Here is a 9585-nt window from a genome sequence, read left to right on the forward strand (position 1 = left end):
CCGCGCTTGAATCCGCTTGACGCCGCCGAGGGTGCACTTTCCGACGACGGCGAAGGGAAGTCTGCTCAGTCAGACTAGAAAAGAACCTTTACAGGCGATTCGCCGTCAAATTTTTCGCCGCGCAATGAAATCATCTTGCAAGTGAGGGCTGGAAAGCTGACTTTTCGGCAATTCGATAACGAGGTTGTAGCGATTATCTGCAATTTTTTCTTGAAAGAAATCTATCTTCATGCCTCGAACGGAATCAGACACCGGGCGAAGCTTTTGAAGAGTATCAGAGAGCCCCTCAGGCAGATCCCACCGCAGCGACCCGAACAACGAACGAACACGATCGTCAAGATCCGATGCCCCTTGTTCGGCATTTTTCTCGTCAGTGGCGGAAAGCTTGAACCTGACATAGGAGACAGCGCCTTCCGACTGACCTCGCGCCATGGCGAAGAGGCGATACCCGCCTGCCGCAGAGGAGCCGTCCCCTTCTTTAGCAGGAGTCGTTACGACGTCCACGGTGGCCGCGCACTCCCATTCGCCCGGGAACACGGCGCTCGGGAGCCAGCCCGTCGCGAGCGGTCCGATCGCAATCTTCTCGCACAACTCTGGCGGCTCGGAGTCAAGTGCGAGATGAAAGCTCGACGATGACCCAAGCCCTCCGAATATCAGCCGTTCTGACGGAAGATGGACGGTCTCGCGGGCTTTGGATTCGCGCTTGATGACTTGCTCTGTCGGAATGGCCGCATGGGCCAGATTTTCCTCTCCCACGACGCGTTTGCCGGGCGAAAACCCGCCGCTCGCAGAAGCGGCAAGAAAGGACCCGGTCACGACGACAGACGCCAGAAGACCGGTTCGCAAGGCCAAACCAGCGTTCAGAGCGCAAGCCCCGTCGGCAGGCCAGAGCTTCTGCAGCTGACTGGATAGCTTTGACTTCGTCCCCGCCAGAGGCTCATCATGGCGAGGCTCATCCCACAAAGACCGCGCGTCGCTAGCCTTCTCCATGTGCCCACTCCAGATCCTCGCCACGGCGGAGACGATCCACCGCTAGCTGTGCTGTTAGCATGCCGCAAGGAGGAGAATCTTTCTCAGCGGAAGAACATTCTGCGCTGTTGCGTTTGAAGCGCACCCCGCGAGCGCTACATATTTCTCTACTGACGAGTGGCCGGCCAGGCAGCGTCGTTTGCAGCACATGAATACGACGGAAACGCTTTACGTTTCAGCAAGCTGAATGCGCCAAACTGCCGGAGGATTGGGGGGCGCCGAGAGCTAAGACCCTCTGAATACGTCTACGCAACACTAACCCCTAGGCGCTCCTATAATGCAAGGGCGGACACTTCATTTCGATCGACAGCACGGACACGCTCCGCTCGTGAGATTGCGCCCGTATGTCTCCGTCGGGACGGTTTTTCGCTACGCCCTAGTAGGGTTCTGCCTCTGCGCTTGGGCGGCGATCTTTCTCTGCATATTCTGACGAGCCGCTTTGACAGGCGGCTAGTAAGCGGTGACGCGAGAGAGTCAGAGAATCGACTTGCGCGGGAGCACGACGACGGGCGCACCCACACTCACCCTAGCAGCCAAGTCGATGACGTCGTGGTTCAGCATCCGAATACAGCCGGACGACTCGCTTCGTCCGATCGACCACCATTCTGGAGTGCCGTGGATCCGATAAAGCGTGTCTCTGCCATTCTTGAAGAGGTACAGCGCGCGGGCTCCCAGCGGATTGACAGCTCCCGCCTTCAGTCCGCCACGGTAGCGCCGGAGGTCAGGGGAGCGCTCGACCATCTCTGCAGGAGGAGTCCACTTCGGCCAAGCAGCCTCCCTGCCGACGACCGCTCTGCCTGACCACCCGAAAGCGCCTTTGCCAACGCTTACGCCGTAGCGGATCGCGCGGCCTCGAGGCTGCACGAGGTACAGAAAATAGTTTGAAGGATCGACGATGATCGTCCCGGGCGGATAGCTTGATTGATATGGAATCTCTTGACGGACGTATTCGCGGGAAATCTGATTGAGCGGAACAGCCGAAACCGTATAGCCTGCATCGAGAACTTGGCCATACCGAGAAGCATCGACGGGAGTGCAGCCACTTTGCCAAACGCCTACGAGCATCATCAAAACGGCTTGCAGCTTCACCTCGGACCCTCAGCTTAACCAGTTCAAATGCCGTCCCGCGAAAAACCGCGCCTGAACTGTTGAAAGGACAGCTTCAATCCGGGGACTTTAGCAGCTTCCATCAAACTGGAATACGACCTTGACGGTCCTCAAGAGAATTTTCAGATCTCCGAGGAATGTCACCCGCGTCGCATAGGTATAGTCGAGATCGACACGCTGCTCAAAGGTCAGCGCACTCCGCCCGCTCACCTGCCAGAGGCCGGTGAGACCGGGCCTAACCGATCCATAGCCGCAGAGTTTCTCGCCATACATCGGCGCCTGCTCGGGCAGCATCGGACGTGGCCCCACGAGACTCATCTCGCCCTTCAGAACGTTGATCAGCTGAGGCAGCTCATCGATGCTCGACTTGCGCAGAAGGGCGCCAACCGGATGAATCCGAGGATCTCGGCGAAGCTTCTGTGTCACACTCCACTCCATGCGACTTTCGTCACAGCTTTCGAGCAGCGAACGCAGCTTTGCTTCGGAGTCCCGACACATCGACCGAAACTTCAAGCAAGGGAAAGTCGTACCGCCCTTACCTAATCTATTCTGCCGAAACATAATCGGCGACCCATCCTGAATGATGAGAGCCATCAGGATGAGCGGGATCGCGGGCAGAAGAAAAAGCAGGATGGCCGAAGCAAGGACGACGTCTAAGATCCGCTTGAAGCCCCAACGGACGTAGAGAGCAGATTGCTGCCCGATCTGTCTTCCATCAGCCCGCGAAATCGACCGATTGTGCTCGCGGACCATGGGAGCGTCCACCCGGTCGAAGCCGCCGTAGGACAAACCGCTCAATTCGACAGTCATATCTTGCATGCTCATCAACACACCCTCACGGAACTCGCCGGTATGATGAATGGGACGTTACCCTGAAACCTGCCTATACGGCACGGGATTGGCGTCCACAACCTCAGATTCGGGAAAACGAGAACTTTCTTCCCCGATGAACCAAAACGAGGCAAAATCCCACCTCGTAGAACTCAAACGATCCACGCATGCGCAAACTTGTTCCATCATGGGACGAGCAGTGCTCGGCTCGGATGTGATTAACATCTCATTAACGACGAGCGCGCGATTTGTCACGCGGCTTTACGCCGGGTCAGCGAAAAATTAACTCGTTGGTAAACAATCGTATTTCGTTTGCCACAGTTGCCTAAAATCACGGCGGCTTGGTATAGAAAGTGGCTGATCACCGGCAGGCCAGAGCGCAGTCTTCGCGTCGTCGCGTCAGCACGATTTCGCACCATAGTCGTGTTCCGCATCTCACGAGGTGCAGCGACCTTCGCTTCAGCTAAGAGGGACAGCACCTTCATGCGCCTTTTGATCACCTTATCATGCGTTCTGCTCTTCACCCCACCGGTGCCGAGCTACTCCCAAACGCGCTGCCTCGGCGATGGCTTTCCGTGCAACGACGTCCGTTCGCAGCGGGATGACGACTATCGGCGCTCCGCGCCAGTCGACCGCGAGGAGCGGCGCCTGAACCGGCTCCTGCAACTCCGTGAGTACGGCGCCGACACTGCTCGGCGATTGCGAGAGGCCGTTCCGACTTGCGATTCGCGTCCCGTCATCTCCGGAGGTGTCACCCGCGTCGTGCCAACCTGCCGGTGACGATCGTGCCTCAGAATTCGGCCCGAACCGGGCCAGGGTGGGCTATCCTACTGGGGCGCGCACTCTTCCACAGCGGGCTGCTGATCATCGTTTTGCCGAAGGGCGGTGTTCACGCCTTCGCATTTTACCCAGCTTGTATCCTGATAGGACTGGCGGCCATTCTGGGACGGGTCGGCGGAACTGCGCCATCCGGGCGCTCGCCGCAGACCGCTGCCCTGATCCTCGCTGCCAGCTTTGCCGCCTATCTGGCGTTCCAGGCTGCGAGCTTTCCCGGAAATCCGTTCGCGAACGAGATCTGGGCGAAGGCGAACGCTCTCCTCGGTTATGCCGGGGAATCCATCTCTGTGCAGCCGTCGGCGACATACGAAGGGATGTTCACGGCGTTGTTGCCGATCCTCATCTACGTTGCCGCTGTCGATCTCTTCCAGCGAGACGATGGCGCTTTCCGGCTGATACGCTTCCTGGGAATTCTCGGCGGCGGCTTCGCGCTGTTTGGGGTCATTCAGATCGTCTGGCTTCGCGACAGCCTGCTTTTCTTCGAGAAGATCCACTACCGCGATAGTTTGACGAGCGTTTTCGTCAATCGCAATACGGCAGGGACGCTGCTGGGTGTCGCCAGCTTCGTCCTTCTGATCCTCACCGTCTGTGAGGTTCGAAACATCGGGGGGCACTCGCCACTGGTCAGACTTTTTTCCGACCCATCGTTGCAGCACGAAGACAAGCTGCGCGTCGCAGTGCCGGTCTTTTTCTTCCTGCTCACTCTGCTGGCGTTGTTTTTGACGAAATCTCGCGGCGCCCTACTTGCGACGCTGCTCGCCTATCTGGTTATCGCACCAGCTCTCGTTCGAGATTGGATGTCGAGACGTCGAGATCCACGGCAGCCGGCCATGTCTGCTCGCCGGCGAATAGGTATCACCGGCGCTGTGGTCGTGGCGATTGGCCTCATCGCCATCGTCTTCGGCAGTCAGGCGTTCACGCGGCTCGAGCAGCAGGGGGCGGATATTGCGCGTCTCTGCGTCTACGGCGCGACCTGGCGGGCTTTCCTCGACAATTGGTTGTTTGGCGTCGGCTTCGGCACCTTCGAGAATGCCTTTCCGCGCTATCGACCGATCGAGTGCGGGATTCCCTACGGAATATTCGTCCGAGCTCATAACTTCTATCTCGAGGGGCTTTTCGGTCTCGGCATCGTCTTCGTGCCGTTCCTCATCGCCGCTTACTGGCACATTGCCCGCAATATCCGGACGGGGTTGAAGACGCGGCGGAGCCTGCGCTACGTGCCCATCGCCGCGGCGGGAATGGTGATCCTGGTCACCCTTCACAGCTTGGTGGACTTCTCGTTGCAGATCCCCGGCATGGCCGCCTACTTCGCTGCCACTCTGGGAGCGACGACGACGATTTGCCTCGGAAGGTCCGCCATGCCCCGGTCATCCTCGGATAAGCCGTTGCGACTGCGCGGCGCGGCATCGCCGCAGAACGCACGGGACCGAGAGACAGCATAAAGCTGCCTCCCGAGGGCGGTACGGCAATTCGTCCCCTTGTCGGGTGCGGCCACAGCCAGTAGCAACGCCACGTGTCGCGACGGGCAATCGCGCCATGACGGCACCGATGGACGGATAGACGAAAGACATCGCGTGTTCGCAAAAGCATGGCAGTTCGTCCGCCGCCTCTTCAACAGCGGTGTCCAGGACGAGAGACCTTTGGCGCCTTCGAGGCGGCGCATTGAACTTTCGGTGGATCCGCCCTGTGTCTATGCCATCGGAGACATCCACGGCTGCATCGAGGCGCTACGGCGCCTTGAGACGAAAATCTTCGAGGACGCCCAGCCGACGATCGGGACGAAACTGCTCGTCTATATCGGCGACTTCATCGACAGAGGACCCGACAGCGCCGCGGTCATCGACCACCTGCTGTCTGAGCCGCCAGCCGGCTTCCGCCGCCTGTGCCTTGCAGGGAACCACGAGGCGATGCTCTTCGATCTCCTCGAGGGGCGGATCGGGATCGGCGACTGGCTGCAATTCGGCGGCGACAACACCCTGTTTTCGTATGGGTTCGACTTCAACTACCTCACCCACGAAATGCGGCTCGGTCATGAGGCCGTGCTCGAAGAGTTCGTCACGGCATTTCCACCAGCACACCGCCAGTTCCTGTCCGCGCTTCCGGTAGCCTTTTCGACGCCGCGCTTCCTCTTCACCCATGCCGGCGTCCGTCCTGGAACACCGCTCGCGGACCAGACCGACCACGACCTCATGTGGGTTCGCGATCGGTTTCTCAACGCCGGGGACCATGGGCTCGGGAAGATCGTAGTCCACGGCCACACACCGGCCAGCCAGCCGGTCCAGACGCCGTTCCGCATCGGGATCGATACCGGCGCCTATATGGGGGGCCCGCTGACGGCGGTGCGACTGCTCGGCGAAGATGTTAGATTCATCAGCGTTCAGAGCTGAGCTGGCGATATAGCCGCAACGATACATCCGACGCAGATTTTCAAAGCACCCCGACGTCTGCGAGTATAAGGCGGGCGCGGAGTGACGTGACCCGGCTTATCGAGCCCCTTGCTGCAGAAGTCGATCCTGTCTGCTCGTCACCTGCGGTGACGAAATTCAAAACCCACCAAAGCCGTATATGAATAATATAACCCAGAAAATCGAGCAGACTCCGAGAACAATGATCCGTATAGACCTGCCTGAGATTGCAAATTGATTTCTATCAGTCAGCCGTCGCCCAGCATCAGATGATAAAGTCTCCGTCCCTCGGCTGTGATCCGCATTTTCCTCGTACTTGTTCCCCGGTCCATCCTTTATCGAAACGGAGGATGGACGAGTAAAGGGAGCTCGAAGAACGACGGCATTCACTGAAGCTTGCGAAATGGCTTCTTTAAATCTGCAGCCGAAAAGCCGACCGCTGCTCCAAACCACCTCTGCCAGCCTGGACCCGGTTTCGGGAACGTCAACATCTATGAGTTCGCCAATAGAAAGATCGGCTTCCGTCTCGATCAGGAGGCCCGAAACAGAAATATTATGTATGAATGAGTGAATTGCAATGTCATCATTTACCGTCGTATCTAACGGGATTTGGAGGATACGACGCGGGTTTCCTCGAAGATCTGAGTTCTCGATTATCACTCTGATTTGCTGAGGATTCATAAAATCTGTTCCGAATTACAGATTACCCGTCGGCGTTGACGAATCGAAATTTGAGGTCAATCAGCGGGGCTTTCAGAATCAACACGGCGTTGGTCCGAGAGCCCAATTTGACATACACGTGGAAAAGATAATGTTGGTTTTATTAATTTAGGAAAACTCTATCAAAAAATGCTCGTCTAGATGCATCGTTCAACGACGAATTACAACATCGGCTCGTAAAATATAAACTGAATACGGCTTGCCGTACTTGCCGACTTCATATTCGGCAACTCCACAACCCAGGAATGCTGTTGAGACAGTTCCGCCTGGCCCGTGAGGTTGGCTTCGTCACCATTTGGTCGGCAATTTTGAACTTTAAGGATCTGTCGTCGAGGAGTTCGAGAAAGCATGACAATGCCCCTCGGACTTTTCCAGGAGCGCCAGAGGATGATGGCGCCGGACATGCTGTAACTGGCGTTGCTCGCCATGCTCTCCAGCAGTGCCGGACAAATCAGCATGCCGCGGCGATCGCCTCAAGCCGATCGCGATCGCTGTCTTTCCTGCTGGCCGATATGCTCTCGGGGATGCCTCAAATCACTGACATCGGGAGACTTCGGACCCAGTACGAGCACTTTAGTCTCGGCTACCCCACTGGGGTCTCGCCAGCTTCAACCTTGGGCAATCTCTCGGATCGCACTTTGGCGATCCGATCGCTTCTGCAAAACGCCGTCGTCTCGAACGAGGATCAGACGATCTTGCGCCAGATATAGGGGTTTTCCGCCGAGGCGATCTTCTCCCAGCGAAGATCCGTCCGCTGCCAGAGCTTCACGCTGTTCGTGCGATTGTCGAGAACGAAATCGCCACGGGTGGTCTTGACGACCAAGACCGCGTGCCCCTCCCCGCTCGGCGTCTTGGCGACGGCGATGCGAAGCGCCGAGCTCGGCAAGCCCGCCTTGATCAGATGCCGGCGCTTGGTCAGTGCAAAATCTTCGCAGTCGCCAGAGGACACGTCCGCCCGCCACGTGTCGGAGCGCTCGTTGGTAGGACGTATACGGCTGTTCACCTGCCAGTTGGTGCGGGCGATCAACGCATTCACGCTTCCGCTCCAGGCGACCGTCTGTTCGCGGCTGACCCGGCAGTCGGCCGGGCTGGCGGTGCAGAAGCGGATGAAGGCGAAGGGCGCCATCACGTTCCGCCCTTCCTGCATACGCTTCGCAGTGGTCAGGCTCTGCCGATTAAAGCCTGCGAGACCGCCAGCTTCCGCCGGCTGAACGACCGCCGCGGCGATCGACATGGCTGCAATCAGAGCGCCGAATTTCTTGGTGAGTTTCATGGCCCGCCTCCATCGATTTGATGGGGCTAGAAAACCATCTCCGGGCTTCTGTCCCGTTGAGCAATTATCTCAAATTTTAGCCGACCGCGATTTTGTCGATCGAGACGAAATCGACAGGGCTTCGCGGGTCTCCACGCCCCATAGGTCCTCAGAGCGCAAGGCGACGAACCTCCAGGCGCTTCATCCACCGCCTTTCATCGAAACTGTGGATCCGGCGCGATGGGTCCTTGAACACCGTCGCTCAGACGGTACACTTACGATCGATCGCTGCGGTTCTTCGAGCACCGAAGTCCCTGCATTGGCTTGTTTTGCGCTGGTCAGTCGGAATCCTGCCGCCCCAGCCAATTGAGCCAACGTACGGAAATCGCTTGAGTTTCTGCCCTTCCACGGGGTCGCATACCGAAAGTGGCACACACGGGTGGGACACAGAACTGCGGCACGACCCGAGTTCGGGCCGTGTCGAACGGGACTTCATACGGCCATCGCCCGACGCGGCGCCGTCTATTACTGGCGCAAGCGCCTGCCGAACGGACTCGCTGAGCGAATCGGCGTGACGCATGTTAAATTCAGCTTGAAAACCCGAGAGACGAAGGAAGCCCGCTATCTCGGGGCCTGCCTCAACGCCCGAGCCGCAGACGTCGTGAAGAGCGAACCGCCGACAATCAGCCGCGAACAACTGAAAAGTCTCAATGAGCAGCGGGCGGAAGCCGGAAAGCCTTTAAGCACCTTCGACGGCGCACTTAGACCTGCCCTCGGCTTCCTCGCGAACCCTTGAAATCTCCGGACGAGCGGACGATTGGAGGATCGCCGGACGGTGCTGAAACCGGCCTTCTCAGACCGGCTTCGCTACGACCGCGCGAAAGGGTTTAGAACGGCTGAAATGAGTTTGCCGTTCAAGGTGTTAACGGATTTTTTCGGTGCTGGAAATGCCCGACCCGAGACATAGGTGACACTTCGTACCGGAGACATGGGTAACACTTTTCGCTTTGCGAGAGGTGTTGATGCCGTGGATGGAAAGGTCCGTCATGGACGAACGTCTGCGCTTCGTAGCCCGTCTTCTGGACGGCGAGGGCATGAGCGATGTGTGCCGCGCGTTCGGGATTTCCCGAAAGACCGGCTACAAGATCTTCAATCGCTACAAGAACGAGGGGTTGGAAGCGCTGACCGACCGCTCACGGCGGCCGGTGCGCTACGCCAACCAGCTGCCGGACCCGATCGAGCGGCTGATCGTCGAGACCAAGCGGGACAAGCCACACTAGGGCGCGGACTCATTGTGCATTGATCCAGATGCGGATGGCAGCGAGCTTGAGCGCGGCCATGAAGTTGTCGGCCCGTCGGTCATAACGGGTGGCAAGGCCCCGCATCTGTTTGATGCGATTGAAG

Annotated in this window: 8 protein-coding genes and 2 pseudogenes; 4 read left to right on the forward strand and 6 right to left on the reverse strand. The window is 58.3% G+C overall.

Annotated features, from left to right (window positions below; all coding sequences use genetic code 11):
- Positions 1 to 105 precede the first annotated feature (105 nt).
- The 3 genes from LZD57_RS22990 to LZD57_RS23000 form a co-directional block, all read right to left on the reverse strand.
- On the reverse strand, positions 106 to 990 hold the full coding sequence (locus LZD57_RS22990) for a DUF6030 family protein (RefSeq protein WP_233721931.1): 885 nt from the start codon (positions 988 to 990) through the stop codon (positions 106 to 108).
- Positions 991 to 1503: 513 nt separating this feature from the next.
- A complete protein-coding gene (locus LZD57_RS22995) occupies positions 1504 to 2097 on the reverse strand; it encodes a L,D-transpeptidase (RefSeq protein WP_255700128.1) in 594 nt (197 codons plus the stop codon).
- Positions 2098 to 2205: 108 nt separating this feature from the next.
- Positions 2206 to 2961 (reverse strand): sugar transferase, encoded by a 756-nt coding sequence (locus LZD57_RS23000; protein ID WP_233721933.1) that lies wholly within the window; start codon positions 2959 to 2961, stop codon positions 2206 to 2208.
- Positions 2962 to 3743: 782 nt separating this feature from the next.
- Between LZD57_RS23000 and LZD57_RS23005 the strand changes: the two genes are divergently transcribed.
- Positions 3744 to 5246, forward strand: coding sequence for an O-antigen ligase family protein (locus LZD57_RS23005; RefSeq protein ID WP_233721934.1), 1503 nt, complete (start codon positions 3744 to 3746; stop codon positions 5244 to 5246).
- Between the two features lie 132 nt (positions 5247 to 5378).
- Entirely contained in the window at positions 5379 to 6191 is an 813-nt protein-coding gene (locus tag LZD57_RS23010) for a metallophosphoesterase family protein (RefSeq protein WP_233721935.1), read from the forward strand.
- Between the two features lie 156 nt (positions 6192 to 6347).
- Here LZD57_RS23010 and LZD57_RS24265 read toward each other — a convergent pair whose 3' ends face one another.
- Positions 6348 to 6890 carry a PilZ domain-containing protein gene (locus LZD57_RS24265; protein WP_420844851.1) on the reverse strand — a complete coding sequence of 181 codons (543 nt, stop codon included), beginning with the start codon at positions 6888 to 6890 and terminating at the stop codon, positions 6348 to 6350.
- Between the two features lie 724 nt (positions 6891 to 7614).
- Entirely contained in the window at positions 7615 to 8202 is a 588-nt protein-coding gene (locus LZD57_RS23015; protein WP_233721936.1) for a transglutaminase-like cysteine peptidase, read from the reverse strand.
- Positions 8203 to 8620: 418 nt separating this feature from the next.
- Here LZD57_RS23015 and LZD57_RS24270 point away from each other — a divergent pair, with 418 nt between their 5' ends.
- Positions 8621 to 8977 (forward strand): DUF6538 domain-containing protein, encoded by a 357-nt coding sequence (locus LZD57_RS24270; RefSeq protein ID WP_420844852.1) that lies wholly within the window; start codon positions 8621 to 8623, stop codon positions 8975 to 8977.
- A gap of 226 nt (positions 8978 to 9203) precedes the next feature.
- Positions 9204 to 9458: pseudogene (locus LZD57_RS23020) on the forward strand (helix-turn-helix domain-containing protein); the annotation flags it as partial.
- Between the two features lie 12 nt (positions 9459 to 9470).
- On the opposite strand, the pseudogene LZD57_RS23025 reads toward LZD57_RS23020, so the two are convergent.
- A pseudogene (locus LZD57_RS23025) lies at positions 9471 to 9585 on the reverse strand (IS5/IS1182 family transposase); the annotation flags it as partial.

The sequence above is a fragment of the Jiella avicenniae genome (assembly GCF_021390325.1).
Classification (GTDB): Bacteria; Pseudomonadota; Alphaproteobacteria; order Rhizobiales; family Rhizobiaceae; genus Jiella; species Jiella avicenniae.

Excerpts from the sequence above, each read along its gene's own strand:
- LZD57_RS22995 (WP_255700128.1), bottom strand. The coding sequence starts at position 2,097 with ATGATGCTCGTAGGCGTTTGGCAAAGTGGCTGCACTCCCGTCGATGCT.
- LZD57_RS23015 (WP_233721936.1), bottom strand. The coding sequence starts at position 8,202 with ATGAAACTCACCAAGAAATTCGGCGCTCTGATTGCAGCCATGTCGATC.
- LZD57_RS23000 (WP_233721933.1), bottom strand. The coding sequence starts at position 2,961 with ATGAGCATGCAAGATATGACTGTCGAATTGAGCGGTTTGTCCTACGGC.
- LZD57_RS24265 (WP_420844851.1), bottom strand. The coding sequence starts at position 6,890 with ATGAATCCTCAGCAAATCAGAGTGATAATCGAGAACTCAGATCTTCGA.
- LZD57_RS22990 (WP_233721931.1), bottom strand. The coding sequence starts at position 990 with ATGGAGAAGGCTAGCGACGCGCGGTCTTTGTGGGATGAGCCTCGCCAT.